Genomic DNA, 24,901 nt, shown 5'->3' with positions numbered 1-24,901 from the left:
CATGGCCTCGATTACCATGGAAAACCTCGGCAAGGTCTATGCGGGCGATGTGCGCGCCGTGACCGGGGTAAGCCTCGATATCGCCGATGGCGAGATGATCGTGCTGGTCGGACCCTCCGGCTGTGGCAAGTCCACGCTTCTGCGCATGGTCGCGGGGCTGGAGACGATCACCGAGGGCACGTTGCGCATCGGCGACCGCGTGGTCAACCGGCTGGAACCGGCAGAGCGCGATATCGCCATGGTGTTCCAGAACTACGCGCTTTATCCGCATATGACCGTTTACAACAATCTGGCCTACGGCCTGAAAAACCGGCGCATGGCGCGCGCCGAGATCGAGCGCCGCGTGACCGCAGCGGCCGAGATGTTGCAGATCGGCGCGTTTCTCGACCGCAAGCCGCGGCAGCTTTCGGGCGGGCAGCGGCAGCGCGTGGCCATGGGGCGCGCGCTGGTGCGCGAGCCTGCGGCGTTTCTGTTCGACGAGCCGCTGTCGAACCTCGATGCCAAGCTCCGGGTTCAGATGCGGGTGGAAATCCGCCAGTTGCAGAAGCGGCTTGCCACCACATCGCTCTATGTGACCCATGACCAGTTGGAGGCGCTGACGCTGGCCGACCGGCTGGTGGTGCTCAATGGCGGGCGGATCGAGCAGACCGGCACCCCGATGGAGGTCTATGCGCGGCCCGCCACCACCTTTGTCGCGGGCTTCATCGGCTCTCCGGCGATGAACATGCTGCCTGCGGACTGGCTGCGCGGTGTCGTGGCGGCGGATGCGCTCGCGCATCTGCCGGCCGGGGCCGACCTGATCGGGTTGCGCCCCGAGGACATGTCGCTCGCCCCCCCGACCAACGGGGGCCTCACGCTTGAGGCGCGGCTGATGCTGCTGGAACCGGCGGGCGCGGAAAGCCACCTGCATGTGCGTTTCGACGGGCTGGACGACATGTTCGTCGTACGCCTGCCGCATGTGCCCGCCGTCGAGGAAGGGTCGCGGCTGGCCTTCAGCCTTGCGCGCGAGGCGCTGCACCCGTTCGACGCGACAACCGGCCTGCGGCTCTGACCGGCGCTTACTCCGCCCTGTGTCCGGGCAGCGGCGGCAGGGCCGGTTCGGTCTCGGGGGCCAGCTCCTCGAAATCGAAATTGTCCAGACGCCGCGCGCGCCTGCCCGCCTTGTCAGCGGAAATCTTGATGTCCGAGATGTCCTTGGCCGCCTGATGGAAATGCCGGTCGAGGTTTTCGACGCGGTTGCCCAGCCGGTCCACATCGGCAAAGAGAAGCCCCAGTTCCCGCCGGATCGCGCCCGCCTGTTCGCGCATCCGGGCATCCTTGAGGATCGCGCGCATGGTGTTGAGCGTGGCCATGCAGGTGGTGGGCGACACGATCCAGACCCGCGCGGCGAACCCGTCGCGCACCACCTCGGGGAAATTGGCGTGCAGTTCCGCATAGACCGACTCGGAGGGCAGGAACATCAGCGCGCCATCGGCGGTTTCGCCCTCGAGGATGTATTTCTCGGAAATGTCCTTGATATGCTTGCGCACGGAGGTGCGCAGAAAACGGGCGGCCGCGACCAGTTCGGTTTCGGTCTTGGCACGGCGCAGGGCCTCATAGGCCTCCAGCGGGAACTTGCTGTCGATGGCAATCGGCCCCGGCGGGTTGGGCAGGTGAATGAGGCAATCGGCGCGGCGACCGTTCGAGAGCGTCGCCTGAAGCGTGTAGCTGTCCGAAGGCAGCGCCTTGGTCACGATATCGGTAAGCTGTATCTCGCCAAAGGCCCCGCGCGTCTGCTTGTTGCTGAGGATGTCCTGCAATGACAGCACATCGCCCGAGAGCTTGGTGATATTGTCCTGCGCCTTGTCGATGGTTTGCAGGCGCTGCTGCAATTCGCCCAAGGATTGCGCGGTGCGGCGGGCCGAGCCTTGCAGGTTCTCGGTCATCTGGCCCGCCACCTCGGCAAGGCGTTTTTCCATCAGTTGCAGCATGTGCGATTGGCTGGCCGCCTGCGCCTCGGCAACATGGGTCAGCCCGCCGGCAAGCTGATGCTGCCCGTCCGAGAGCCCCTGCACACGCGCGCCAAGCTGGATCATCTGCTGCGCCAGCGGCTCGGCCAGACGGGCCGAGCGGTTGGCGGCGCGCAAGGCGGCGATGAGCAGGACGAGAAAGAGCAGGAGCGCGCCCGCCCCGATCAGCCCCGCAAGCGTTGCCGGGTCGGCGGTGTCAAAGGCATAGGGACCGATCTGGATCATGTGCGCCCGAAAAGCCGTTCAATATCCGACAGGCGCAATTCCACATAGGTGGGGCGGCCGTGGTTGCACTGGCCGGATTTCGGCGTGCGCTCCATCTCGCGCAGAAGCGCGTTCATTTCCTCGCCCGACATGCGGCGGCCCGAGCGGACCGAGCCGTGACAGGCCATGCGCGACAGCACCGCGTCGATGCGCGCGCGCAGCGTGCCGCTATCTCCTGCGTCGCGCAGCTCATCGAGGATATCTCGCAGGAGTGCCGAGGCATTGAGCGGGCCAAGAAGCGCCGGGGTCTCGCGCACGGCAAGGCTGCCCGACCCGAAGGGCTCGATCACAAGGCCGAGCGTGGCGAGATCCGTGGCGTGCTCCATCAGCCAGGCGCAATCGCTCTCGGGCAGGTCGACGATTTCGGGGATGAGCAGCGCCTGCGCCGCGATGCCGCTTTCGGCCTGCGCCTTGAGGCGCTCGTAGACCAGCCGCTCATGGGCGGCGTGCTGATCGACGATCACCATGCCGCTTTCGGTCTGGGCGATGATGTAATTCTCGTGGATCTGCGCGCGCGCGCCGCCAAGGGGCAGGGCGGTGGCGGGGGTCTCTTCGCCCCCTTGCGGGGCCTCTTCGACCCGTCCGCTCCAGCTATCGGCCATTTCGGCAAAGCCGGGGGCCTGCGCCTGATAGGCAATGTTGCGCGCCTGCGGCGAGGGGCGGTCCATCTGGTAGGGTTGCGCGTGACCCGGCGTGCGGAACGCCCCCAGCGTGGCCCCCGCCACGGTCGAGGAGGCGCGGTGCCCCGCCTCGGCCAGCGCGTGGCGCAAGCCCGACACGATGAGGCCGCGCGCAAGGCCGGGATCGCGAAACCGGACCTCGGATTTGGCCGGGTGGACGTTCACATCGACAAGATGGGGATCACAGTCGATGAAGAGCGCCGCCGCCGGGTGACGGTCCCGCGCGAGCACGTCCTGATAGGCCGCACGCAGCGCGCCCGCCAGCATCCGGTCGCGCACCGGGCGGCCATTGACGAAAAGATACTGCGCCACCGCCGCGCCGCGCGAATAGGTCGGCAGGGCAGCATAGCCCGACAGGCGCAGCCCCTCGCGGGTGGCGTCGATGCAGAGCGCATTGTCGGTGAACTCGCGCCCCATGATCCGCGCAAGACGGTCCGAGAGCGCATCGAAGAGATCGCCCGTCTCGGCCTCGGCGCGGAACATCACGCGCCCTTCGCCGCCGCCCGACACGTCGCGCAGCGTGACCGCCACGCGGGGGGCTGCCATGGCAAGGCGCTTGACGGTATCGGCAATCGCCTGCGTCTCGGCGCGGTCCGAGCGCAGGAACTTCAGCCGCGCGGGCGTGGCGTAGAAGAGATCGCGCAGCGTGACGGTGGTGCCGGGGCCGCGCGCGGCGGGCCTCACCGCGCCCATCTGCCCGCCCGCGACGGTGATTTCTGCCGCCTCGTGACCGTCGGCGCGCGACGTGATCGTGAGCCGCCCCACGGCCCCCAATGACGGCAGCGCCTCGCCGCGAAAGCCGAAGGAATGGATATCGAGCAGGTCAGAGCCGTCGATCTTGGAGGTCGCGTGGCGGGCCAGCGCGAGCGGCAGATCCTCGGGCGCGATACCGCAGCCATCATCGGTGATGCGGATGAGCGTCTTGCCACCATCGGCCACCGCCACCTCGATCCGGGTCGCCCCGGCGTCGAGCGCGTTTTCCACCAGCTCCTTGACCGCAGAGGCCGGACGCTCGACCACTTCGCCTGCCGCGATGCGGTTGATCGCGGCCTCGTCAAGTTGCCGGATGCGCGGGGGGGCAACGCTTATCTTGGGGGCGGGTGTGTTCATGTCACAAGACTTAGCATGAAGCCGCGCGATTCTGAAAGCGTCCCGGCCAAGAAAAACCCCGGGCGCGGACGCCCGGGGCAAGCTCTCTGAGGGGTGATCGGGAGGAGGAGAGAGGGATCAGCCCTTGGAGAATTCGGGGTAAGCCTCCATGCCCAGTTCCGCCATGTCGAGGCCGTTGATCTCTTCTTCCTCGCCCACGCGGATGCCCATGGTCGCCTTTAGGATGAGCCAGACCACCAGCGAGGCGACGAAGACAAATCCGCCGATCGCCGCGATGCCGAGGATCTGCGTGCCAAAGCTCGCATCGCCATTGTAGAACGGCACCGCCAGCGTGCCCCAGATGCCCGCAATGAGGTGCACCGGGATCGCGCCCACGACGTCGTCGATCTTCATGCGGTCGAGCATCGGCACGGTGATGACGACGATCACGCCACCGATGGCCCCGATCCACAGTGCCCCGAAGAGCGAGGGCGCCAGCGGTTCGGCAGTGATCGACACCAGACCCGCCAGCGCGCCGTTGAGCACCATCGTGAGGTCGGGCTTTTTATACATCACCTGCGTGAGGATGAGCGCGGTCACGGCACCGGCGGCGGCGGCCATGTTGGTATTGGCGAAGATGCGGCTGACATCCGTCACGTCACCGACCGTGCCCATGGCCAGCTGTGAGCCGCCGTTGAAGCCGAACCAGCCCAGCCACAGGATGAACGTGCCGAGCGTCGCCAGTGCAAGGTTCGAGCCGGGGATCGGGATGACGCGGCCCTCTTTGGAATACTTGCCGATGCGCGGCCCGAGGATGAGCGCGCCCGCTAGCGCCGCGAACCCGCCTGCGGCATGAACGAGGGTGGAGCCCGCGAAATCGGCGAAACCCGCCTCCGACAGCCAGCCGCCGCCCCACTGCCACGATGCTTCGATGGGATAGAGCACGCCGGTCAGCACCACGACGAAGATGAGGAACGGCCACAGCTTGATGCGCTCCGCCAGCGTGCCCGACACGATCGAGGCGGTGGTGGCGCAGAACATCAACTGAAAGAAGAAGTCCGAACCGACAGAGGCATAATCAAGCGAGGCCGCCGCCGCCTCGAGCCCCACCGGCTCCAGCGCGGTGATCGAGAACCACGGCCCCATCCAGCCCGCGATCCACCAGCCATCGCCGGGATACATCAGGTTGAACCCGATCAGCCAATACATGATCGCGGCGATGGAAAAGAGCGCGATATTCTTGGTGAGCTGCATGGTCACGTTCTTGGAGCGCACGAGGCCTGCCTCGAGCATGGCAAAGCCGGCCGCCATCCAGAACACCAGAAACCCGCCGATGAGAAACAGCAGCGTGGTAAAGATATAGGGGTTGATGTCGGGCGCGGCCTCGACCGCCTCCGCCGCCTCCTGCGCCAGCCCAAGGCCGGGCAGGAGCGCCACCAACGCGGCGATGCCTAGTGTCTTTTTCAGGGTCATTTTCTTGTCCTTTCCCTCGCGCAACTCAGAGCGCGTCGTCATTGGTTTCGCCCGTGCGCACGCGCAGGGCTTCCTGGAGATCGAGCACGAAGATCTTGCCGTCGCCGATCTTGCCGGTGCGCGCGGCTCGGGCGATGGTCTCGACCACCTGATCGGCGAGGCCGTCGGTCACGGCCACCTCGAGCTTGATCTTGGGCACGAAGTTCACGGCGTATTCGGCCCCGCGATAAATCTCGGTATGGCCCGACTGTGCGCCAAAGCCCTTGATCTCGGTGACCATCATGCCGCGCACACCGATGCCGGTGAGCGCCTCGCGAACCTCCTCGAGCTTGAATGGTTTGATCGTTGCGATGATGAGTTTCACGTCTTCCCCTTTCCCTTGGGCGCGCGTGATCCGTGCGCTTTGCAGGTGCAGCAAAATCGGTGTGGGGCGTTTGGGGAAGGGAAAGCCGGGGGGCACGGGCGCGATTTCCCGCCTTGATGCGCAAAATATAGGCATATCAGATGATGTGATTGAAATTTGTGCAACAGTGGAACGCAGCGGCGCGATACCGGGTCTCTACATCCGGCGCAGGGCGCGGTAGAGTAGGGCTTCAACGACAGGGCCGGGCAGGGCAATGGGCACGACAGGACGACGCAAACCGCCACTCGTGGCGCCGAAACGCACAAGGGCCGCCAAGCCCGCCCCGCGCAAGACGCCCGCCCGCAAGCCGCGCCGCGCGGCGCGGTCGCGCAACCCGGTCGTGCGGTTTATTGCGGCGATCCTGCGCTTCGTCTGGCGGATCGTCTGGGGCATCGGCTGGCGGGTGACGGCGGTGCTCTTTCTCGTCGTGGGCATGGCCGTGGCCTATCTCTACACAGGTCTGCCGGAATATCAGGCGCTCATTGACGGGCGCGCGCGCGGCTCGGTCACGATCCTCGACCGCGAGGGCGAAGTCTTTGCCTGGCGCGGCGACCAGTTCGGCGGGGTGGTGACGGCGGATACGGTCAGTCCGCACCTCAAGAACGCCGTCATTGCCACCGAGGATCGCCGCTTTTACCTGCATCCGGGCATCGACCCCATCGGCATCGCCAGCGCCATCCGCATCAACCTGCGCGAGGGGCGCGGGCCGCTCGAGGGCAATGGCGGCTCGACCATCACGCAGCAGACCGCGAAACTCTTGTGTTTCGGTCAGAACTATGACGCCGAGAAATGGGAGAGCGAGGCCGCCTATGTGTCGTATTGTCGGCAAAGCTCACTGCTGCGCAAGGGGCGTGAGGCGCTTTATGCACTGGCGATGGAGGCGAAATATTCCAAGGATCAGATCCTCACGATCTATCTCAACCGCGCCTATCTGGGCGGCGGGGCCTACGGGGCCGAGGCGGCCGCGCAGCGTTATTTCGGCAAATCATCGGCCAATCTCTCGCCCGCCGAAGGGGCGATGATCGCGGGGCTTCTGACCGCGCCCTCCACACTTGCGCCGACCGCCAATCTGGAACGCTCGCAGAACCGCGCGCGGGTGGTGGTGCGGCTGATGCAGGATCAGGGCTATCTGGGCGATACCGACGCCGCCGTGGCGCTGGCCAATCCGGCACAACTGTCCGAGGCGGCAGAGCGGCGCGCGGGCGGGTATTTCGCCGACTGGATCATGGCCTCGGGACCGGAATTCCTGACCCGCGACACCACCGAGGATGTGGTGATCCGCACCACGCTTGACCAACGGCTTCAGCGCGCGGCGGAAGAGGCGCTGCGCGCGGTTTTCGACGAGAAGGTGTCAGAGGGTTCCAAGGCGCAGGCGGCCATCGTGGTGATGAGCGCCGATGGTGCTGTGCGCGCGATGGTGGGCGGGCGCGACACCACCGTGATCGGGGCCTTCAACCGCGCCACGCAGGCGCGGCGGCAGACCGGCTCGGCCTTCAAGCCCTTCGTCTTCGCCACGGCACTTGAACTCGGTTACAGCTACGATTCGGAGGTGGTGGACGAACCTTATTGCCTGAATATCCCTGGCTCCGGCCGTTGGTGCCCGGAGAATTATACCCGCGATTTCAAGGGCCGGGTGACCCTGACGCAGGCACTGGCGCAATCCATCAATATTCCGGCGGTCAAGATATCGGAAAGCGTCGGGCGCGATCTGGTGCGCAAGGTTGCCTCGGATTTCGGCATCGACAGCGATCTGGCCGCCGGGCCCGCGCTGGCGCTCGGAGCTTCGGAAAGCACGCTGATCGAGATGACCGGGGCCTATGCGGGCATTCTCAACGGCGGCTCCTCGGTCACGCCCTATGGCCTGACCGAGTTGCGCCTGATGGGCGAGGACGCGCCGCTGATGACCCGGCAGAGCGGCATCGGCGAGCGGGTGATCCGCGAGGAGGCGGCGCGCGAACTGATCTACATGATGACCAAGGTGATCGAGACCGGCACCGGCGCGCGCGCGCGCCTGCCGGGGCGCGAGGCGGCGGGCAAGACCGGCACCACGCAGGCGGCGCGCGATGCGTGGTTCCTGGGCTTCACCGCCGATTACGTGGCGGGCGTCTGGATGGGGTATGATGACAACACGCCGCTCAAGGGCGTGACCGGCGGTGGCCTGCCGGCGGAAATCTGGCGCGAGACGATGCTGCGCGTGCATGAGGGGCTGGAGCCGCGCCCCCTGCCGATGCTGCGCCCTGCCCCCCGGCCTGCGCCCGCGCCCGCGCCTGTCCCGCAGCACCGCGCGCCGGTGACAAGCGGCAACCCCATCGAGAACATCCTGCGCAGCATCTTCGGCAATTGAAAACGGCACCCGAAGGGGTGCCGTTTCGCGGAATTTCCGGGGCGGTCAGCCTGCGCGCTTGATGTCCTCGATCAGCGCATTGATATCGCCGTTGCGCCGGTCGAGCATGGCACCGATCTCTGTGCGTTCGCTCAGCCGCAGGCTGATCCCCTCGATGATCATGTCGAAGAACAGGTCCTTGCCCGAGCGGTCGGAGACCAGAAAATTTACCTCGAAAGGCGATTCGCCGCGCAGATAGGCTATCGACTTGACCTCGTGCCAGGACTTGACCTGCCGCACGCCTTGCACCTCGATGCGCCCGCCGATGAACTCGTTGAAGCGCTTGCCGTATTTGCGCGCGACATAGCCGCGGAACGCCTCGGTATAGGCGCGCAACTGCGATGCGGAGGCACGATTGGCGTCAGCCCCAAGGGTCGAGCGGGCGATGATGTTGACATCGGCGTAGCGCGAGAAGATGCGCTCGAAGTCCGAGACCATCCGAGACAGGGGCTTGCCCGTGGAAATCACGCCGTTGATATCGGAAACGACCTGATCGATGAGGGCGCGCGCGCGCGCCTCGGTCAGGGCTAAAGCAGGCAGCGCTACGCCGCTCAGGCCAAGCGCGGCGGTGCCGGTCAGAAGCAGGCGGCGACGGGTAAAATCATTCATCATACGGGTCCTCTACTAGGGCGGATGCTGGCGCACCGCCCGCTCCGTCATAGGGATCAGTATAGGTATCGTCGTCGGTGCCGCCAAGTTTGAACCGGCGATTTTGCAGGAAGATCGACCGCGACAGCGCGTAACTATCCGCGCTTTCATAGAGAATCTGATCGATCGTATCAGAGAATTTATCGCGCCGTGACAGGCCCGAGGCAACGCCTGCCGCGGTGCCGGCGAGGCTCTCGGGAGAGTCGATCACATACGTGAGCGGGTTGGTGAAGAGATCGACGAACATTCCGTAGGTGTCGCGCGTGGTCGACGGGCCAATCACGGGCAGTTCGATAAAGGCCCCTTCACGCGCGCCCCAGACATGCAGCGTCTGGCCGAAATCCGTGTTGGAGGGCGCCGCCATCCCCATCTCGCTTGCCGGATCGAAGAAGCCGCCAAGCCCGACAGTGGTGTTGACGACAAAGCGCGCCGTGTCCTGGAAGGCCGCGCGCATGTTGAGTTGCAGCACGTTGTTCACGACATCGGCGGGCAACGAAAGGTTCTCGGCGAAGCGGATGACCACCGTCTCGATATCGTCGGGCACTGCCGTGGCGTAGGCATGCGCCACGGGCCGCAAAAGCGAGCGGTCGAACCCGCGGTTGAACTCGTGCATGCGCCGGTTCTCGGCCTCATGAGGGTCGAACACGTCGCGGCTGGCCGCGTCAGGCGTCGCACAGGCCGCCACAAGCACGAGGCAAAGCATCGAGACCATCCCGGCAAAACGGCGCTGGAGAGGGAATGTCATTGTCGGCAAGGTCATATCCACAGGCTCTGAGTCATCATTGGCGTTACATATCCGAATCCTGGTTCAAACCCAGTATTGATATCACATCCTTCACATTCCTGTGGCAGAATGGCGACAGGCAACGTATGGACGGATCACAAAAATTCGTGTTCAAACTGTCATTGCCCGAGACTAGAACAAGATGAGCAGAAATGCGACTTGAGAAAACGAGGATCGAGGCCGGGCGTGCGGAATTGCGCGGCGTGCGTCGCCAGAGCCGCGGGCTTTACTGGTTCGTCGGTATTTTCAGCGTCTTCGCCAACCTGCTGATGCTGACCGGACCGATCTACATGTTGCAGGTCTATGACCGCGTGCTCTCCAGCCGGTCGGTGGAGACGCTGATCGCGCTCTCGATCCTTGTTGTGTTCCTTTACACGGTCATGGGTGTGCTCGATTTCGCGCGCGGGCGGATCATGGCGCGGGTTGGCGCGCGGTTTCAGGCGGCGCTTGACCGGCGGGTCTTTGATGCGGTGATCCGCAAGTCGGCCCTGACCCCCGATCCGCGCACGGCAAGCGGGCTGCGTGATCTGGAATCGGTGCAGCGCCTGATGAGTGCGCCGGTGCTGCTGGCGCTTTTCGATATGCCCTGGGCCCCGGTCTTCATCGCCGCGATCTGGGTGTTTCATCCCTGGCTCGGGATGCTTGCCATTCTTGGCGGGGCGCTGCTGATCCTGGTGACGATGGTCAATCAGGCCGTCACGCGCCACCCGTCGCAACGCGCGGGCATGGCCGGGATGCAGTCCGAAGCCGAATCGGACCGGCTCCGGCTCGAGGCCGAGATGGTGCAGGCAATGGGGATGCGCGACGCCGCTTTTGACCGCTGGCAGAAGATCCGCGATGTGGGATTGCGCGAACAGGTCCGCGCCGCCGATCTGGGCGGCACCTTCACGAGCGGGTCCAAGGCGTTCCGGCTGCTTTTGCAATCGGCGATGCTGGGGGTGGGGGCGTTTCTGGTGCTGCGCGGCGAGCTGACACCGGGCGCCATGATCGCGGGCTCGATCCTTCTGGGGCGCGCACTTGCCCCCATCGAGATGGCCATCGGTCAATGGCCGATGGTGCAACGCGCCATGCAGGGATGGGACAATCTGGCCGAGTTGCTGGGCGAGGTCCCGCCCGAGGCCCCGCGCACCGCGCTGCCGCGGCCCAAGGCGGCTCTGGAGGTCAAACAGATCACCGTGCTGCCGCCGGGCGAGAGCGTGCCGGTGCTGCGCGGCGTGAGTTTCATGGTCGCGCCCGGTCAGGCGCTTGGCATCATCGGCCCGTCGGGGGCGGGCAAATCGACGCTGGCGCGCGCGCTCACCGGCGTCTGGCGGCCTGCGGCGGGGTCCATCCGGCTTGACGGGGCGGCGCTCGATCAGTACGCGCCATCGGTTCTGGGCGGGCTGATCGGCTATCTGCCTCAGCGGGTTCAGCTTTTCGACGGCACCATCGCCGAGAACATCGCCCGGCTTGCGTCCGCGCCCGACGATGCCGAGGTGGTCAAGGCCGCCAAACGCGCCGATGCCCACGAGATGATCCTCAAGCTGCCCGATGGCTATGACACCCGCGTGAGTGCCGCGAGCGGGCGGCTCTCGGGCGGCGAGATGCAGCGCATCGGGCTGGCGCGGGCGATGTATGGCGATCCGGTGATCCTCGTGCTCGACGAGCCGAACGCCAATCTCGACAATGCCGGCAGCGAGGCGGTCAACCGCGCGATTCGCGGTTTCAAATCCTCGGGGCGCGCCGTTGTCGTGGTGGCGCATCGCCCGGCGGTGATCCGCGAATGTGACCTGCTCCTGATGCTGGAACAGGGTCAGGCCCGCGCCTTTGGTCCGCGCGATGAGGTGCTGAAAAGCGTGGTCAAGAACCACGAGACGCTGGCCGAGGCCGAGGGCGCACGCGCGCAGGGGGGAATGCAATGAGTGCGCCCGCAGCCTGGTCGGCGCGTGGCCCGCTGGTGGCAGGGCTCATCGGCCTTGTCGTTCTGCTTGGCGGGTTCGGCACCTGGGCCGGGCTGACGCAGATTTCCGGCGCGGTCATCGCCTCGGGGCGCATCGAGGTGGATCAGAACCGGCAGGTGGTGCAGCATCCCGATGGCGGCGTGGTGGCCGAGATCGTGGTCAAGGAAGGCGACCGGATCGCGGAGGGGCAACCCCTCTTGCGGCTCGACCCGGCGGAACTTGCGTCGCGGCTTGCCATTGTCGAAACGCAGGTGGCCGAACTGATGTCGCGTCGTGCGCGCCTTGAGGCCGAGCGCGACGGGCGCGACACGCTCCGCTTCGATCCGTTGCTTCTGGAGTTGACGGCTGTCAACGAGGACGCGGCCGCGCTCGTGCGCGGCCAGGAGATGCTCATGGCCGCCCGCGCCGAGACCATCGCCGCGCGCATCGAGCAGCTTGGCAAGCGGCGCGAGCAGACCGTCGATCAGATCGCCGGGATCGAGGCGCAGAAGGTGGCGCTTGACCGGCAGTCGGATTTGATCGCCCGCGAGCTTGCCGATCAGCAAACGCTGCTGGATCGCGGATTGGCGCAGGCGTCGCGGGTGCTGGCGCTGCAACGCGAGGCGGCGCGGCTTGACGGGACCATGGGCGAGCTGACCTCGCAAAAGGCGCAGGCCGAGGGGCGTATCACCGAACTTGATCTTGAAATCCTCCGGCTGAGCACCGACCGGCGCGAGGAGGCGATCACCACCTTGCGGGATTTGCAGGTGCGCGAGCTTGAACTGCGCGAACAGCGCCGTGCGCTGCTCGACCAGATGGAGCGGCTGGAGATCACCGCGCCGGTATCGGGCATTGTCTACGATCTTCAGGTCTTTGCCCGCCGCTCGGTGATCCGCCCCGCCGAACCGCTGCTCTACATCATCCCGCAGGATCGCCCGCTCGTCATCAACGCGCAGGTGGACACGATCCACATCGACAAGCTCACTCTCGGCCAGGAGGTGACGCTGCGGTTTTCCGCGCTGGATCAGCGCACCACGCCGGAGCTTTTTGGCGAGGTGGTGCAGATCTCCGCTGACGCCTTCGAGGATCAGGCGACGCGCGTGCCCTATTACCGGGCCGAGATCGTCCTCAGGGAGGGCCAGATGGAGCGGCTGCCCGAGGGCGTGACGCTGGTGCCGGGGATGCCGGTGGAGGCGTTCATCCGCACCGAGGACCGCACGCCGATTGCCTATCTGGTCAAGCCCTTCACCGATTATCTTGCCAAGGCGTTCCGCGAGTGAGGGGGCTTTTCATTGCCCGCGCGCGCCGCTAGCGTGCGCGCGGACCGCGACAGGAGACAGCGACATGAGCCAGTTTGAATCGAGACTTGCCGAGATGGGCGTGACCTTGCCGGAGGCCCCGGCACCCGCCGCCAATTACGTGCCTTTCGTTCAGGTGGGAGACATGCTCTATGTCTCGGGTCAGGTCGCCAAGGATGGCGACACGCTGATGACCGGCAAGCTTGGTGCCGACATGGACGTGGCGGGCGGCGCGGCGGCGGCGCGGGCCTGCGCGATTGCGCTTCTGGCACAGGTCAAGGCGGCCTGCGGCGGTGATCTGGACCGGCTGGTGCGGGTCGTGCGGCTCACGGGCTTTGTCAACTCGACCGCCGATTTCACCCAGCAACCGGCGGTGATCAACGGCGCGTCGGATTTTCTGGGCGAGGCGCTGGGCGACGCGGGCAAGCACGCGCGCGCCGCCGTCTCCGCCGCCTCGCTGCCCTTTGGCGTGGCGGTCGAGATCGACGGGATCTTCCAGATCAAATGAGCGCCCTGCCCGAAGCGTTCAGACGCTTGCCGATTGCGCATCGCGCGCTCCACGATGTGACGGCGGGCCGGCCCGAGAACTCGCGCGCGGCGATCCGCGCGGCGATTGCGGCGGGCTATGGCATCGAGATCGACCTGCAAACGAGCCGCGATGGGCGCGCCATGGTGTTTCACGACTACGATCTCGGGCGGCTCACGCCCGAGACGGGGCCGGTGCGTGCGCGCGATGCGGCAGAGCTGGCGCAAATCCCGCTAAAGGGCGGCGATGAGGGCATCCCTGACCTGCCCGAGGTGCTGGCGCTGGTGGCGGGCCGCGTGCCGCTCCTGATCGAGTTGAAGGACCAGCACGGCCAGATGGGTGTGACCGATGGTGTGCTCGAAGCGGCCACCGCAGAGGCGCTCGTCGGTTACAAGGGGCTGGTCGCGCTCATGTCGTTCAACCCCGAGATGGTGGTAGCGATGGCCGATCTTGCACCAGAGCGGGCGCGCGGCATCGTCACCTGCGCCTATACGCCCGAGGACTGGCCGCTTCTGCGCGAAGAGACCCGCGCGCGGCTGCGCAGCATTCCCGATTACGACCGGGCGGGTGCCAGCTTTGTCAGCCATGACGTAACCGACCTTGCCAATCCGCGCCTTGCCGAATTGCGCGCGCAGGGGGCCGCGATCCTGTGCTGGACCGTGCGCAGCCGCGAGACGGAGGCGCGCGCGCGACAGGTGGCGGACAATATCACGTTCGAGCGGTATCTGGCGGACATCCCCGCTTGATCCACAGCGCCCGCGCGCCAGATAGGACAGTCGGCATGACCGACACCGCGATCACCATAACGCTCCATGACCGCATCGCCGAGATCGGCGCGGCCGACTGGGACGCGTGCGCCTGCCCCGAGGCGGCGGGCGGTGCGCGGCCAGAGGATCCGTTCACCACCTACCGGTTCCTCTCGGCGCTGGAGGATAGCGGCTCGGTCGGGCGCGGCACAGGCTGGCAACCGCAATACATGCGCGCCGAGGCAGGCGGCACGGTGATCGCCGTCGCCCCGCTCTATGTCAAATCCCACAGTCAGGGCGAATATATCTTCGATCATAGCTGGGCCCATGCCTATGAACGCGCGGGCGGGCGCTATTACCCCAAGCTGCAAGGTGCGGTGCCCTTCACGCCGGTGACGGGGCGGCGGCTTCTGGCGCGTCCGGGGTTCGAGGCGGCGGGGCGCGCGGCACTCCTGCAAGGGGCGCGGGACGTGGCGGAGCGGCACGGGGTCTCCTCGGTCCACCTGACCTTCTGCACGGGTGAAGAGGTGGCGGCGGGCGAGGTGGCGGGCTATCTCGCGCGCCGCACACAGCAATATCACTGGCAAAATCGCGGCTATGGCAGTTTCGACGCGTTCCTTGCCGATCTCTCGTCGCGCAAGCGCAAGGCCATCCGCAAGGAGCGCGCCCGCGCCAACGCCTTCGGAGGCGAGATCGTGGCGCTGACCGGCGATGCCATCCGCCCCGAACACTGGCAGGCGGTCTGGGCCTTCTATCAGGACACCGGCGCGCGCAAATGGGGCACGCCCTATCTGCGCCGCGCCTTCTTCGATCTGGCGCATGAGCGGCTCCGGGGGGATATTCTGCTTTTGCTCGCGCTACGCGGCGGCCGCCCCGTGGCGGGTGCGATGAACCTGATCGGCGCCTCGGCGCTTTATGGCCGTTACTGGGGCTGCATCGAGGATCACCCCTGCCTTCACTTCGAGTTGTGCTATTACCGCGCCATCGCGTTTGCCATTGAAACCGGGCTGCAAAGGGTCGAGGCTGGGGCGCAGGGCGAGCACAAGCTGGCACGCGGCTACCTGCCCCGGCCCGTCCATTCGCTGCACTGGCTGCGCGATCCGGGCTTTGCCGAGGCGGTGGCGCAGTATCTCGACGCCGAGCGCGCCGCCGTTGACGAGGAAATCGACATATTGACCGGGTATGGTCCGTTTCGCAGGACCGTCATGGAGGATCACGAATGACCGAGAAACTCAGCGATACCGCGCGCAAGACCACGCTTCAACCGCTTCTGGAAAACGGCTGGGCCATGGTCGAGGGGCGCGACGCGATCACCAAGACCTATCACTTCGCCGATTTCGTCGAGGCCATGGGCTTCATGACGCGCGCGGCACTCTGGGCCGAGAAGTGGAACCACCATCCCGAATGGTTCAACGTCTACAAGACGGTGGAGGTGACGCTTGCCACCCATGACGTGGGGGGCTTGAGCGCGCTTGACGTGAAGCTTGCGCGCAAGATGGACGGGCTCGCGGGCTGAGCCGCCGGATTTGAGTATTTGCGGAACGATGAAGGACGGTGAAAGGGCCCGGATGCGCGTGATCTTCATGGGGACGCCGGATTTTTCGGTGCCGGTGCTCGATGCGCTGGTGGCGGCGGGGCATGAGGTGGCGGCGGTTTACTGCCAGCCGCCGCGTCCGGCCGGCCGTGGCAAGAAGGATCGCCCCGGCCCGGTGCAGGCGCGCGCCGAGGCGCTCGGCTTGCCGGTGCGCCACCCGGTCAGCCTGAAGGACGCCGGGGCGCAGGCGGACTTTGCCGCGCTTGGGGCCGATGTGGCGGTGGTGGTGGCCTACGGGCTCATTCTGCCGCAGGCGGTCCTCGACGCGCCGCGCGCGGGCTGTCTCAACATCCACGCCTCGCTCTTGCCGCGCTGGCGGGGGGCCGCGCCGATCCACCGTGCGATCATGGCGGGCGATGCCGAGACGGGCGTTTGCATCATGCAGATGGAGGCGGGGCTCGATACCGGGCCGGTTCTGCTGCGCGAGGCGGTGAAGATCGGAGCGCAGGAGACGACCGGGCAATTGCACGACCGGCTGTCGATACTGGGGGCGCGGCTCATCACTGAGGCGCTGGCACGGCTGCCGGACCTGGTGCCGGAGCCGCAACCCGAGGAGGGCACCACCTATGCCGCGAAGATCGACAAGGCCGAGGCGCGGATCGACTGGACACGCCCCGCCGCGGAGGTGGACCGGCGCATCCGGGGCCTGGCGCCTTTTCCCGGCGCATGGTTCGAAATCGCGGGCGAGCGGGTCAAGGTTCTGGCCTCTTGTCCGGGGCAGGGGCAGGGTGCGCCGGGAGAGGTGCTGGATGCGGCCCCCACCGTGGCCTGTGGCATCGGCGCGGTACGGCTTTTGCGCTTGCAACGGGCGGGGCGCGCGGCGCAGGATGCGCCCGAGTTCCTGCGCGGCATGATGCTCGCGCCGGGCACGCGGTTGGGGTAAGGCGATGTTCCTGCAACTTTTCGGTACGGTGGTGATCGCGGGCATCGTCGGCTACGTGAGCGAAAAGAGCGGGTTCACCCGCAATGGCTATCTGCCGTCGATCATCATCTGCGTGGGTGGCGCGTTCCTGTTCTACTTCGTCCGGATCATGTTCGGCATCCGCTTCGGTGCGCCGGGGGTGGATGCGATCCTGTCGTCGGTCGGCGCGCTGATCATCGTGCCGACCCATTGGCGAAACCGGAGGTAACGGGCATGGGCATCATCGGGCTTCTGATCGTGGGTGTCGCGGCGGGGTTTCTTGCCACGCGGCTCATGCGGGTGGAGATGGGGGTGGTCCCGACCGTTCTTTTGGGCATCGCAGGCGCGCTCATCGGTGCGGTGGTGATCCGCATGGTGCTGATGATCACCGGACTTCTGGGCGGGCTGATCGGCGCGGTGCTGGGGGCGATGTTGCTGGTTTACCTGTGGAAACTGGTCGGCGAGCGGCGCTAGGGGTGCCGTCGGGTGCGCGGTGGCGTCAACGCCGGGTCCCTCGCGCAGGGCGCGCGACAGGGACTTGCGTCAGGCGCGCGATCGGTCAGGTCATGCCGAGGGCCTGCTTGTACATTTCGAGCACCGCCTCTTCCTCGGCAATGTCGTCCTTGTCGCGCTTGCGCAGCGCGATGACCTTGCGCATCACCTTGGTGTCGTAACCGCGCCCCTTGGCCTCGGCCATCACCTCCTTTTGCTGGTCGGCGATGTCTTTTTTCTCGGCCTCCAGCCGCTCGAACCGCTCGATGAACTGGCGCAGTTCTTCGGCGGTCACGCTGTAGCTGGTGTCTGATGTCATGTCGTTCATGGGGGCCTCCGCTCGGGTCAGGAGGTAGACCTAGCCGCGCCGCGCCGCGCGCGCAAGGCTCAAGCGGCGCTTGCGCGGCGGGTCGCTTTGGCCTAGGCGACGGGCGGCGCAAGTGGAAGGAGAGCCGTCATGGAAATGCTGGTCTGGGCCGGGGCGCTCGTGTCGCTGGCCGGTCTTGCAGGGTTGGTCTGGTGCATCCTCAAGGTCTGGCGCGCGCGTCGGGCGGGGCTTTCGGATGCGGACCTGCGCGCGGCGGTGCGGGCGGTGGTGCCGCTCAACATGGGGGCGCTGTTCTTGTCGGTGATCGGGCTGATGATGGTGGTCCTCGGGATCATGCTGGGCTGATGTCCGCAGCCCTGCGCCCGAAATAACCCAGCCCCTCCTTGATCCGGGTGAGCAGCGCCGGGTGTGGTGACCAGAGCGGGGCAGAGAGCGGCGCGAGCGCCTTCATGTCCTTGAGCAGCGCCATCAGCCCGCGCGCATCCGCCTGACAGAGCGGGCCGCCCGCCTCTCGCGACTGGCCGAGCGCGTGCACGGCGAGCACGTCGAGATCGCCCGGACGCAGCACCGCGCCAGAAGTGATCAGCCGTTCGGCGGCGTTGACCAGCGCGGCGTGGAGCGCGTGTTCGGGCGACACCCCGCCGGGGAGCGGCGCTGTGCGGTCGCTGCGGGGCGCGCGCGGCCCCTCGGGCGGATGGTCGTAGAAGCCGCGCCCGGAGGCGCGCCCGACCGCGCCGCGCGCCAGCCGTTCGGCCAGCGGGCCATCGGTGCCGGGGGCAGGCAGGCCGAGACGCGGCGCAAGCGCAGCAAGGCGCGCCTGCACGGCGGCGAGACCCTCGTGATCCATCAAGAGGCACGGCCCCCGGGCAAAGCCGAGTGCGGTTGCGCCTGCATCCACCTCGGCCACGCCGACCCCGGCGCGCAGGAGCGCCAGCGCGGCCAGATCGAGCGCGCCCTGCAGAACATGGCCGATGCCCGGTCCTGCCGCAGGCAGCGTGGCGCGCACAAATCCGATCTGCGCCAGCGTAAGCAGCCGTGCCAGACCGGCCACATCCGCCGCCGGAACACCCGGCGCGACGCCCAGTTCGGCAAACGGCGTCCTGTCCGAGTAGCGCAGCCACAACCCGTTCGCCGCGAACCCTGTGCCGGTATCGAGCCGCAGCCGCGCGGCTCTGGCCGGGGCGGGTGCGCCGACCTCGATCCAGAGATCGGCCCAGCCGTCGCCCGGACCCTCATCGGGCACGCGGCGAAGCTCGCAGCCCGCCGCGCCAAGCCGGTCGCCAAGCGCGCTCGGAACCGGGCCGGTCAGGGCAATCCGGCGGATCATGCGCGGGTTCGCCAGGCGCGCCTCGGGCAGGGCGCGCGCGCGTGCCTCGGCCACATGGACATGGCGCATGGCGCGCGCGCTGCGGCTTTGGGCGCGTTCCTCGAACAGCACCTCCTCGAACGCCAGGCCCTGCGGCAACGGCAGGAGTTGCGCCGCCTCGATCGCCCGCAGGATGTCGGCGGCGGCCGCGTCAACGGTGCGCAGGTGCTGGCGCACGGTGGTAATGGCCTTGTGATAGCCCGCCGGATCGGAGAGCCCGCGCGGCGCGGACGGATGGGCCATTCCCTGCGCGATACGTCTGGCGAGGGTTACGGCCGCCCCTTCGGCATCGGCGGTCACGATGCTCTCGAACATCGGGCGCAGCCGGGCATCGGTCGCGCGCACCGAGCGACCGGAGAGCATGAGTTCAAGGGCCGCCTGTGCGCCGACAAGGCGCGGCAGGCGTTGCGTCGCGCCCGCGCCGGGCATCATGCCAAGACTGATTTCCGGCAGGGCAAGGCGCGCGGCCTCATGGGCAACGCGGGCATCGGCGGCCAGCGCCAGCGACAGCCCCGCGCCGAGCGCATTGCCATGGAGGGCGGCAATCACGGGCAGGGGGCACGCGGCCACCGCGCGGCAGAGCTCCGAAGGGGATGGGGCCACCGGGGGCGCATCATATTCGGAAAGATCGACCCCCGAGGAAAACCCCTCGCCTGCGCCCGCGATCACGATGGCCAGAGCAGCACCGGAGGCCGAGGTGTCGGCCAGCGCGGTGATCAGCTCGGCGCGCAGCTCCGGTGCAAGCGCGTTGGCCAAAGGCCGATTGAGGCGCAGCACCACCACGCCGTCGCGTTCCTCGCGGTCGATATATCCATTCACCCCGGTTCCGTCCGTGACTTGGCCCCTTGTCAATTACTACGGCTTATCGGTGCGGGCGCAAGTCTGGCGGTTCGGGCGCGGTCAGACAGGCATATTGTCGAACTCGGCCTCGATGGCCTCGCTCAGCAAAGTCTCGTGCAGGGTTTTGATGCGCGCTGGCACAGCGTGGCCTTCATTGCGCAGGCTGGCAATCACGCTGCGCACTTGCGGCTCAAGCGTGTAGCGGGTGTCGGGCGCGGCGGCCCGGACGAGGGTCTGGAGACGGTCAAGCTCCGCTGTAAGATAGGTCATGGCAGTCCTCCCAAGCAGGCCTCAACTATAGCGTGTTATGGCCTCGCGCGAAACGGATATCGCATCCGCGCGACGGAATTGTGAACAGCGTCACGAAATTTGGGCAGCGCAACGCTGACAAAGCGGGGTTTCGGGCAGAATATCGAGCCGCGCGGTCGATATCTCCTCGGCGCACCGGGTGCAGGTGCCGTAACTGCCCGTGCGTATCCGGTCGAGCGCCGCGCGGATGCGCGCGATCTCCGCCTCGCCCGCCTGTCCGAGATGTTCCAGAACCTCGTCGCCCTCGCGTTCGATGGCGTCGTCGTCCCAGTCGCTGTCGCGGGGGGCGTCAAGCTCGGCCTCGATGGCGTGGAGGCGCGCGTCCAGTTGGTGCAGGCGGCGCAGAAGGGCGTCGCGGTAGATGGTGGTATGAAGCATGGCGGTCCTCCCTTTGCGCGTCAGACTCGCATGTTTGCGGATTTTCGGCCTTGACCCATGTCAACCGGGGCTCTCGGCGAGCGGTTGGGGCGCATCCTGCCCCGGTGCGGATTGCGTCACCGGCCCCGAGAGCCGCAGGGCGCGCCAGCCCTCGCGCTGGCCAAGTCGTCCCTCGGCCACCCCGTGCCCGCCCGGGGCCACAAGCTGCGCGGAGCCCAGGCTGTCACGGGGCAGGCTGAGCCGGTCCCCCGGCTTGAGCGTCATGGCCCTGCGCAGCGGCAGGTTGAGCCGGGCAAGCACCACTTCGAGCACGGCCGGGGCCGCAAGCGCGATGGTGGCCAGATCCGATGTGGTCTCCGCGCGGCGGGGTGTCGCCATGTTCCCCGCGCGCGCCGGCGGCGCAGCAAGGGCCGGGGGAAGAAGCAGGTCGAGCCGCCCGTTCCGGGTGCCCTGTTCAAGGTCGACGGTGATGCGAAAGAGGTCAAATTCGGGTGCGGGAAGAAGCAGCGCCAGCGCGCGCCCGTCATCGACCCGGTCGCCATAGCGAAAGCCGCTCGGCGGTTGGGGCGGGTGGCCCGCCGCCATTTCCGCGTCGAAGCCCGCAAGCACGGCGTCGATGAGCGGGGCGACCATGGCCGCGTCGGTGCGGGTGGCGGGGCGCGGGCGCACCGAGCCCGGCAGAACCTGCCCGATCGTCTGCACTTCGATCACCCCGGCCATGAGCGCCAGATCGAGCCGCAAGGCCCCGCGCGCGCCGCCCGTCCCGTCGAGGAGCATGAAGAGCCCCTCCGCCCCCAGTGCGCGCTCTATCTCGCCCGCCTCGATCCGGCGCTGTTCGACGGTGGCCACGGTCAGCGCGAGGCCGAACAGCGTATCGGCCGCGCGCGCCAGCGACAGGCGCAAGGCCTTCACCGGCGACATCACGCGCGGATCGCTGGATTCGCGCGTGGCGCGGGTCTTGCGTCGGAGAACCGATGCCTGTTGCAGGACCGTCATGGGCGGGGCCGTCCACATTCTGTGTCGATCCCCATCACCCTAGCGGCCAGGCCTTACCATTTCGTTTACACGGCTTCTTGCGCGGCCACGCGGTCGGTCATGAGCGGCAGGGTCACGCGAAAGGCCGCGCCCTTCTGACCCGGCAGGTAGGAAACCTCGCCGCCGAGCCGCTCCATGATCTCGCGGCAAATGGCAAGGCCGAGCCCCGCGCCGCTTGCGCGGGTCTGGCCGATGCGCGAGAATTTCTCGAAGATCACGGCGTGTTTGTCGGTGGGGATGCCGCTGCCATTGTCGACGAAATCCACCACAAGCTGACCGTCCGAGACCGTGACCCGAATATTGAGGATCGCGGGCCTGGCATCGCAATACTTGCGCGCATTGCTGATGAGGTTGATGAACACCTGCGCCAGCCGGTCGAGATCGGTGGTCAGGTCAACCTGTTCGTTCGCGCGCACCCGCCGGATGCGGAACCCGTCCCCATCGCCGCCCGCCGCGCGCACGGACCGGTCCAGCAGCGCCTCGAGCGTGCCGGTCTGGATATTGAGTTCCACCTGCCCGTTCTCCAGCACACTGAGGTCCAGCAGGTCGTCGAGCAGCCGCGTCAGGCGCACGGTCTCGTCATGGATGATGGTGGCGTATTTGCTTTGCTCGTCGGGGCTGAGATCCTCGGTGTCGCGCAGGATTTCGGAAAACGCCCGGATCGAGGTCATCGGCGTGCGCAGCTCATGGCTGATCTGGCTGAGGAAGCCGTCCTTTTGCACCGAGATCTGCGTGAGCGTCTCGTTGGCCTGCCGCAACTGGCGTGCGGTGCGGGCGAGTTCCTGCGACTTGGCCTCAAGCTGGCTGGAATATTCCATGATCTGCGCGGTTTCATCGGCCACCGCCATCAGGTCCTCGACCGAGACAGCCGCCCCGCCCACGATCTGCCCGATCATCGCATGGGCGGTCGCCGCGCCCACCGATCCCGCCAGCGCGCGCTCCAGTTCCTGAAGGAAATCGGGGCTTGGTTCGGGCAGGTAGCCCACCACGCCCTGTCGTCCGGCAGCGGCCGCAAAAAGCGCCTGCGCCTCGCGCGCGCCCATGATGCGCTGCGCCATGATCAGCAGGTCCTCGCTCTGGGCCATGCCGCCGGACCAGCCACCCGGCGCACTTGGATGGTCAAAGGAATTGACGAACTGCGCCCCTTGCAGCCGTTCGAGCGGTTGCGGAAAACTCAGGAGCGACCCCAGGATGAAGGCCGAGACATTGAGCAGCAGCGACCACATCAGCGCGTGGATCACCGGGTCCATGCCCTCGGCACCGAAAAGCGCGCGCGGGCGCAGCCAGCCTTGCCCCCAAAGCCCGTGGTCGAACACCGTCTGCGGCAGAATCGCGGACGGTCCGAAGCTGGGCAGGAACAGGCAGTAAAGCCAGACCGCCGCGCCAAGGACCAGCCCCGCCAGCGCGCCCGTGCGTGTAGCGCCGCGCCAGAACAGCCCGCCCATCAGCGCGGGCAGGAACTGCGCCACGCCGACAAAGGCGATGAGACCGATCGCCGCCAGCGCCGTGCCGCCCCCCGACATCCGGAAATAGACATAGCCCAGAAACAGCACGCCCCCGATGCTGAGCCGCCGCGCCATCAGCGCCACGGTGCGCACATCGCCCGAGACAACCGCCGCCATGCCCGAGTAATGCAGCCAGAGCGGCATCACCACATGGTTGGAAACCATCGTCGAGAGGGCGATGGCCGCCACGATCACCATGGACGTGGCGCTGGAAAACCCGCCGAGGAACGACAGGATCGCCAGCCCGTCGCGGCCCTCCATCAGCGGCAGGGTCAGCACGAAGAGGTCCGGGTTGGCCCCTGCGGGCATCATGTCGAGCCCCACCACCGCGATCGGCACCACGAAGAGGCTCATCAGCATGAGATAGGCCGGGAACGCCCAGGCGGCGGTGCGCAGGTGCTCGTCCGCCTCGTTCTCGACCACCAGCACCTGAAACATGCGCGGCAGCGTCAGAAAGGCCATGGCCGACAGCATCGTGAGGCCGACCCAGCGGCTCCCCGAAACCTCGAAACGGGCAATGGCGGAGGTCTCGATCCGGTCAAGCGTCGGCCCGATGCCGCCCGAGAGCCCCCAGACCACGAACACGCCGACCGCGAGCAGGGCAAAGAGCTTGACCACCGCCTCGAGCGCGATGGCCATGACCACGCCGTGGTGACGCTCGTTGGCATCGAGATTGCGCGTGCCGAAGAGAATCGTGAAGAGCGCCAGCCCCCCCGCGACCCAGAGCGCGGTGGATTGCATGTCCGGCAGCGTGCCTGCCTCCGGGTCTGTCCCGGCAAAGGCGGCAAACGACAGCGTGACCGATTGCAGTTGCAGCGCGATATAGGGCGTGGTGGCCACAACCGCGAGCACCGTCACCAGCACCGCAAGCAGGTTCGACTTGCCATAGCGCGAGGAAATCAGATCGGCGATGGAGGTGATGCGCTGGCTGCGGCCCACCCGCACCAGCCGCCTCAGCGTCCACCACCAGCCGACCATGACGAGGGTGGGACCGAGATAGATCGTGACGAACTCAAGCCCCGAGCGCGCTGCAAAGCCGACCGCACCATAGAATGTCCAGGCGGTGCAGTAGATCGAGAGCGACAACGTATAGACCACCGAGGAGCGTAGCCAGCTTCCCCGCCCCATCATCGCCGCACGATCCGCCGCGAAGGCGACCGTGAAGAGCAGCACCACATAGAGCAGGCAGACCAGGATCAGCAGGTTGAGAACGGTCATGCTCCACCTGGTCCCTGGTGCTCGTTGCGCGTGTCGTCACGGTCATTCTCGTCAAGGCGCAGATGACGCGAGATGATCGCGGAGGTGAGGATGAGAATCACCCACAGGCCGAAGATATAAACCAGGGATTGCACCGTGCTGTCGGAGGCCGGCGACCCCTTCCACAGCAGCGGCAGGCAGAAAAGCACCCCGCCGATGAGCGGCAGTATCCGCGCCGCATCCGCCACGCGCCGCCGCCGATAGCTGCGCCGGGCAAGAAAGAGCGGGGTGCGCTCGGGGCTCACGTCTGTGCCAGCGCGCGCACGGCGGCGAGCATATCGGCATTGGAAAAGGGCTTGGTCATGTAACGGCTCGCGCCCGCGCGCTCGGCCAGTTCGCGGTCACGGGTCTGGCCGCGCGCTGTCAGCATCAAGACGGGTGTGGCGGCGAAATCCGAATCCTCGCGGATTTCGCCCAGGATGTCATAGCCGCTCTTGCCCGGCAGCATGACGTCGAGAATGATCAGATCGGGCGCGCGGCGGCGCACCGCCTCCATGGCGTCATGGCCATTGGCATGGGTCTTAACCTCCCAGCCGTCGCGCGACAGGATGAAACTGATCGCCTCGATGATATTGGGCTCGTCCTCGATCAGCAGAACCTTCTTGCCCATGCACCGGCCTCCCCTCCGTTGCAGGTGCGTATCGCACCCGCGCTCACTATTCTCCATTCCCGCC

At 67.0% G+C, this 24,901-nt stretch carries 26 protein-coding genes; 12 read left to right on the top strand and 14 right to left on the bottom strand.

What is annotated here, in order from left to right:
• Window position 1 precedes the first annotated feature (1 nt).
• Window positions 2–1,051 (top strand): sn-glycerol-3-phosphate import ATP-binding protein UgpC, encoded by a 1,050-nt coding sequence (locus ABIE57_RS03025; RefSeq protein WP_354537522.1) that lies wholly within the window; start codon window positions 2–4, stop codon window positions 1,049–1,051.
• 7 nt (window positions 1,052–1,058) lie between these two features.
• Here the strand turns inward: ABIE57_RS03025 and ABIE57_RS03020 are convergent, their stop codons facing one another.
• The 4 genes from ABIE57_RS03020 to ABIE57_RS03005 all read right to left on the bottom strand — a co-directional run bounded on the left by ABIE57_RS03020 (window position 1,059) and on the right by ABIE57_RS03005 (window position 5,879).
• A complete protein-coding gene (locus tag ABIE57_RS03020; protein WP_354537521.1) occupies window positions 1,059–2,234 on the bottom strand; it encodes a DNA recombination protein RmuC in 1,176 nt (391 codons plus the stop codon).
• Window positions 2,231–4,063, bottom strand: a complete 1,833-nt coding sequence (gene mutL / locus ABIE57_RS03015; protein ID WP_354537520.1) for a DNA mismatch repair endonuclease MutL — start codon at window positions 4,061–4,063, stop codon at window positions 2,231–2,233. Before mutL ends, ABIE57_RS03020 begins: the two co-directional genes overlap by 4 nt.
• A 117-nt stretch (window positions 4,064–4,180) precedes the next feature.
• A complete protein-coding gene (locus ABIE57_RS03010) occupies window positions 4,181–5,515 on the bottom strand; it encodes an ammonium transporter AmtB (protein WP_354537519.1) in 1,335 nt (444 codons plus the stop codon).
• Window positions 5,516–5,540: 25 nt separating this feature from the next.
• Window positions 5,541–5,879 carry a P-II family nitrogen regulator gene (locus ABIE57_RS03005; protein ID WP_354537518.1) on the bottom strand — a complete coding sequence of 113 codons (339 nt, stop codon included), beginning with the start codon at window positions 5,877–5,879 and terminating at the stop codon, window positions 5,541–5,543.
• Between the two features lie 253 nt (window positions 5,880–6,132).
• Here ABIE57_RS03005 and ABIE57_RS03000 point away from each other — a divergent pair, with 253 nt between their 5' ends.
• Entirely contained in the window at window positions 6,133–8,262 is a 2,130-nt protein-coding gene (locus ABIE57_RS03000) for a transglycosylase domain-containing protein (protein WP_354537517.1), read from the top strand.
• 45 nt (window positions 8,263–8,307) lie between these two features.
• Here the strand turns inward: ABIE57_RS03000 and ABIE57_RS02995 are convergent, their stop codons facing one another.
• Window positions 8,308–8,913: an MlaC/ttg2D family ABC transporter substrate-binding protein gene (locus ABIE57_RS02995; RefSeq protein WP_354537516.1), complete on the bottom strand. Its 606-nt coding sequence runs from the start codon at window positions 8,911–8,913 to the stop codon at window positions 8,308–8,310.
• The gene (locus tag ABIE57_RS02990) at window positions 8,903–9,694 is read right to left on the bottom strand and encodes an MlaA family lipoprotein (protein ID WP_354537515.1); all 792 of its coding nucleotides are present in this window, start codon (window positions 9,692–9,694) and stop codon (window positions 8,903–8,905) included. Before ABIE57_RS02990 ends, ABIE57_RS02995 begins: the two co-directional genes overlap by 11 nt.
• 191 nt (window positions 9,695–9,885) lie before the next feature.
• Between ABIE57_RS02990 and ABIE57_RS02985 the strand changes: the two genes are divergently transcribed.
• The 9 genes from ABIE57_RS02985 to ABIE57_RS02945 all read left to right on the top strand — a co-directional run bounded on the left by ABIE57_RS02985 (window position 9,886) and on the right by ABIE57_RS02945 (window position 17,191).
• Window positions 9,886–11,634 (top strand): type I secretion system permease/ATPase, encoded by a 1,749-nt coding sequence (locus ABIE57_RS02985; protein ID WP_354537514.1) that lies wholly within the window; start codon window positions 9,886–9,888, stop codon window positions 11,632–11,634.
• Entirely contained in the window at window positions 11,631–12,932 is a 1,302-nt protein-coding gene (locus ABIE57_RS02980; protein ID WP_354537513.1) for an HlyD family type I secretion periplasmic adaptor subunit, read from the top strand. The genes ABIE57_RS02985 and ABIE57_RS02980 overlap by 4 nt, the downstream gene beginning before the upstream one ends.
• A 64-nt stretch (window positions 12,933–12,996) precedes the next feature.
• Window positions 12,997–13,458: a RidA family protein gene (locus ABIE57_RS02975; RefSeq protein WP_354537512.1), complete on the top strand. Its 462-nt coding sequence runs from the start codon at window positions 12,997–12,999 to the stop codon at window positions 13,456–13,458.
• Entirely contained in the window at window positions 13,455–14,222 is a 768-nt protein-coding gene (locus tag ABIE57_RS02970) for a glycerophosphodiester phosphodiesterase family protein (RefSeq protein WP_354537511.1), read from the top strand. Before ABIE57_RS02975 ends, ABIE57_RS02970 begins: the two co-directional genes overlap by 4 nt.
• A 35-nt stretch (window positions 14,223–14,257) precedes the next feature.
• Window positions 14,258–15,445 carry a GNAT family N-acetyltransferase gene (locus ABIE57_RS02965; protein WP_354537510.1) on the top strand — a complete coding sequence of 396 codons (1,188 nt, stop codon included), beginning with the start codon at window positions 14,258–14,260 and terminating at the stop codon, window positions 15,443–15,445.
• Complete coding sequence (locus ABIE57_RS02960; protein WP_354537509.1) at window positions 15,442–15,738, top strand: 4a-hydroxytetrahydrobiopterin dehydratase; 297 nt, start codon at window positions 15,442–15,444, stop codon at window positions 15,736–15,738. The genes ABIE57_RS02965 and ABIE57_RS02960 overlap by 4 nt, the downstream gene beginning before the upstream one ends.
• A gap of 52 nt (window positions 15,739–15,790) precedes the next feature.
• Window positions 15,791–16,699: a methionyl-tRNA formyltransferase gene (gene fmt, locus ABIE57_RS02955; RefSeq protein ID WP_354537508.1), complete on the top strand. Its 909-nt coding sequence runs from the start codon at window positions 15,791–15,793 to the stop codon at window positions 16,697–16,699.
• Between the two features lie 4 nt (window positions 16,700–16,703).
• On the top strand, window positions 16,704–16,946 hold the full coding sequence (locus tag ABIE57_RS02950; RefSeq protein ID WP_354537507.1) for a hypothetical protein: 243 nt from the start codon (window positions 16,704–16,706) through the stop codon (window positions 16,944–16,946).
• 5 nt (window positions 16,947–16,951) lie between these two features.
• Window positions 16,952–17,191 carry a GlsB/YeaQ/YmgE family stress response membrane protein gene (locus ABIE57_RS02945; RefSeq protein WP_354537506.1) on the top strand — a complete coding sequence of 80 codons (240 nt, stop codon included), beginning with the start codon at window positions 16,952–16,954 and terminating at the stop codon, window positions 17,189–17,191.
• Between the two features lie 85 nt (window positions 17,192–17,276).
• Here ABIE57_RS02945 and ABIE57_RS02940 read toward each other — a convergent pair whose 3' ends face one another.
• Window positions 17,277–17,537 carry a DUF2312 domain-containing protein gene (locus ABIE57_RS02940; protein WP_354537505.1) on the bottom strand — a complete coding sequence of 87 codons (261 nt, stop codon included), beginning with the start codon at window positions 17,535–17,537 and terminating at the stop codon, window positions 17,277–17,279.
• 129 nt (window positions 17,538–17,666) lie between these two features.
• Here ABIE57_RS02940 and ABIE57_RS02935 point away from each other — a divergent pair, with 129 nt between their 5' ends.
• Window positions 17,667–17,882, top strand: a complete 216-nt coding sequence (locus ABIE57_RS02935) for a hypothetical protein (RefSeq protein WP_354537504.1) — start codon at window positions 17,667–17,669, stop codon at window positions 17,880–17,882.
• Here the strand turns inward: ABIE57_RS02935 and ABIE57_RS02930 are convergent.
• The 7 genes from ABIE57_RS02930 to ABIE57_RS02900 all read right to left on the bottom strand — a co-directional run bounded on the left by ABIE57_RS02930 (window position 17,869) and on the right by ABIE57_RS02900 (window position 24,837).
• Window positions 17,869–19,722 carry an enoyl-CoA hydratase-related protein gene (locus ABIE57_RS02930; RefSeq protein WP_354537503.1) on the bottom strand — a complete coding sequence of 618 codons (1,854 nt, stop codon included), beginning with the start codon at window positions 19,720–19,722 and terminating at the stop codon, window positions 17,869–17,871. The two genes, ABIE57_RS02935 and ABIE57_RS02930, sit on opposite strands and share 14 nt — an antisense overlap.
• 81 nt (window positions 19,723–19,803) lie before the next feature.
• On the bottom strand, window positions 19,804–20,013 hold the full coding sequence (locus ABIE57_RS02925) for a hypothetical protein (RefSeq protein ID WP_354537502.1): 210 nt from the start codon (window positions 20,011–20,013) through the stop codon (window positions 19,804–19,806).
• A 90-nt stretch (window positions 20,014–20,103) separates the two neighbouring features.
• On the bottom strand, window positions 20,104–20,430 hold the full coding sequence (locus tag ABIE57_RS02920; protein WP_354537501.1) for a TraR/DksA family transcriptional regulator: 327 nt from the start codon (window positions 20,428–20,430) through the stop codon (window positions 20,104–20,106).
• Between the two features lie 60 nt (window positions 20,431–20,490).
• Window positions 20,491–21,426, bottom strand: coding sequence for a FliM/FliN family flagellar motor C-terminal domain-containing protein (locus ABIE57_RS02915; RefSeq protein WP_354537500.1), 936 nt, complete (start codon window positions 21,424–21,426; stop codon window positions 20,491–20,493).
• Between the two features lie 65 nt (window positions 21,427–21,491).
• Window positions 21,492–24,188: an ATP-binding protein gene (locus ABIE57_RS02910; RefSeq protein WP_354537499.1), complete on the bottom strand. Its 2,697-nt coding sequence runs from the start codon at window positions 24,186–24,188 to the stop codon at window positions 21,492–21,494.
• Entirely contained in the window at window positions 24,185–24,472 is a 288-nt protein-coding gene (locus tag ABIE57_RS02905) for a hypothetical protein (protein WP_354537498.1), read from the bottom strand. The genes ABIE57_RS02910 and ABIE57_RS02905 overlap by 4 nt, the downstream gene beginning before the upstream one ends.
• Window positions 24,469–24,837 carry a response regulator transcription factor gene (locus tag ABIE57_RS02900; protein ID WP_354537497.1) on the bottom strand — a complete coding sequence of 123 codons (369 nt, stop codon included), beginning with the start codon at window positions 24,835–24,837 and terminating at the stop codon, window positions 24,469–24,471. The genes ABIE57_RS02905 and ABIE57_RS02900 overlap by 4 nt, the downstream gene beginning before the upstream one ends.
• Window positions 24,838–24,901 lie beyond the last annotated feature (64 nt).

It is taken from the genome of Roseovarius sp. MBR-6 (genome assembly GCF_040547525.1).
In the GTDB taxonomy this organism is placed as follows: Bacteria; Pseudomonadota; Alphaproteobacteria; order Rhodobacterales; family Rhodobacteraceae; genus Roseovarius.
This window is presented reverse-complemented; position numbering and strand designations above follow the sequence as displayed.

Excerpts from the sequence above, each read along its gene's own strand:
- ABIE57_RS03025 (WP_354537522.1), top strand. The coding sequence starts at position 2 with ATGGCCTCGATTACCATGGAAAACCTCGGCAAGGTCTATGCGGGCGAT.
- ABIE57_RS03020 (WP_354537521.1), bottom strand. The coding sequence starts at position 2,234 with ATGATCCAGATCGGTCCCTATGCCTTTGACACCGCCGACCCGGCAACG.
- mutL (WP_354537520.1), bottom strand. The coding sequence starts at position 4,063 with ATGAACACACCCGCCCCCAAGATAAGCGTTGCCCCCCCGCGCATCCGG.
- ABIE57_RS03010 (WP_354537519.1), bottom strand. The coding sequence starts at position 5,515 with ATGACCCTGAAAAAGACACTAGGCATCGCCGCGTTGGTGGCGCTCCTG.
- ABIE57_RS03000 (WP_354537517.1), top strand. The coding sequence starts at position 6,133 with ATGGGCACGACAGGACGACGCAAACCGCCACTCGTGGCGCCGAAACGC.
- ABIE57_RS02995 (WP_354537516.1), bottom strand. The coding sequence starts at position 8,913 with ATGATGAATGATTTTACCCGTCGCCGCCTGCTTCTGACCGGCACCGCC.
- ABIE57_RS02990 (WP_354537515.1), bottom strand. The coding sequence starts at position 9,694 with ATGACATTCCCTCTCCAGCGCCGTTTTGCCGGGATGGTCTCGATGCTT.
- ABIE57_RS02985 (WP_354537514.1), top strand. The coding sequence starts at position 9,886 with ATGCGACTTGAGAAAACGAGGATCGAGGCCGGGCGTGCGGAATTGCGC.
- ABIE57_RS02980 (WP_354537513.1), top strand. The coding sequence starts at position 11,631 with ATGAGTGCGCCCGCAGCCTGGTCGGCGCGTGGCCCGCTGGTGGCAGGG.
- ABIE57_RS02975 (WP_354537512.1), top strand. The coding sequence starts at position 12,997 with ATGAGCCAGTTTGAATCGAGACTTGCCGAGATGGGCGTGACCTTGCCG.
- ABIE57_RS02970 (WP_354537511.1), top strand. The coding sequence starts at position 13,455 with ATGAGCGCCCTGCCCGAAGCGTTCAGACGCTTGCCGATTGCGCATCGC.
- ABIE57_RS02965 (WP_354537510.1), top strand. The coding sequence starts at position 14,258 with ATGACCGACACCGCGATCACCATAACGCTCCATGACCGCATCGCCGAG.
- ABIE57_RS02960 (WP_354537509.1), top strand. The coding sequence starts at position 15,442 with ATGACCGAGAAACTCAGCGATACCGCGCGCAAGACCACGCTTCAACCG.
- fmt (WP_354537508.1), top strand. The coding sequence starts at position 15,791 with ATGCGCGTGATCTTCATGGGGACGCCGGATTTTTCGGTGCCGGTGCTC.
- ABIE57_RS02950 (WP_354537507.1), top strand. The coding sequence starts at position 16,704 with ATGTTCCTGCAACTTTTCGGTACGGTGGTGATCGCGGGCATCGTCGGC.
- ABIE57_RS02945 (WP_354537506.1), top strand. The coding sequence starts at position 16,952 with ATGGGCATCATCGGGCTTCTGATCGTGGGTGTCGCGGCGGGGTTTCTT.
- ABIE57_RS02940 (WP_354537505.1), bottom strand. The coding sequence starts at position 17,537 with ATGAACGACATGACATCAGACACCAGCTACAGCGTGACCGCCGAAGAA.
- ABIE57_RS02935 (WP_354537504.1), top strand. The coding sequence starts at position 17,667 with ATGGAAATGCTGGTCTGGGCCGGGGCGCTCGTGTCGCTGGCCGGTCTT.
- ABIE57_RS02925 (WP_354537502.1), bottom strand. The coding sequence starts at position 20,013 with ATGACCTATCTTACAGCGGAGCTTGACCGTCTCCAGACCCTCGTCCGG.
- ABIE57_RS02920 (WP_354537501.1), bottom strand. The coding sequence starts at position 20,430 with ATGCTTCATACCACCATCTACCGCGACGCCCTTCTGCGCCGCCTGCAC.
- ABIE57_RS02915 (WP_354537500.1), bottom strand. The coding sequence starts at position 21,426 with ATGACGGTCCTGCAACAGGCATCGGTTCTCCGACGCAAGACCCGCGCC.
- ABIE57_RS02910 (WP_354537499.1), bottom strand. The coding sequence starts at position 24,188 with ATGACCGTTCTCAACCTGCTGATCCTGGTCTGCCTGCTCTATGTGGTG.
- ABIE57_RS02900 (WP_354537497.1), bottom strand. The coding sequence starts at position 24,837 with ATGGGCAAGAAGGTTCTGCTGATCGAGGACGAGCCCAATATCATCGAG.